The sequence below is a fragment of the Paenibacillus sp. VTT E-133280 genome (assembly GCF_002264385.1).
Taxonomy (GTDB): domain Bacteria; phylum Bacillota; class Bacilli; order Paenibacillales; family Paenibacillaceae; genus Paenibacillus_AQ; species Paenibacillus_AQ nitricinens.
In genome coordinates this window covers 1-258 of record NZ_NFUX01000194.1, presented here as the reverse complement: position 1 = coordinate 258, position 258 = coordinate 1, and the positions used below count along the sequence as shown (strand labels likewise).

Annotated in this window: 1 protein-coding gene; it reads left to right on the top strand. The window is 41.5% G+C overall.

Annotation, left to right across the window (positions count from 1 at the left end; genetic code table 11):
- On the top strand, positions 1-258 hold a 258-nt coding region (locus tag CA600_RS30735), incomplete at both ends, for a transposase (protein ID WP_143812248.1).

Below are 258 nucleotides of genomic sequence, written 5' to 3'. Positions count from 1 at the left end.
CAGTACCAAGAGCATCTATCTCGATTGGAAAAGAACATAGATGCTCTCGCTGAAGAAATGGAAGAATCTGATTTAATTCAGTCGATTCCCGGTATTGGTCCTAAAATTGCTGCAACCATTTTATCGAAAATTGGAGAAGTAGACCGTTTTGATCATCCAAAGAAACTAGTAGCCTTTGCAGGCATAGACCAGATTGTATTCACATCCGGAGAGTTTGCGGCAACACGAAATCGAATTACCAAACGTGGTTCTCGGCAA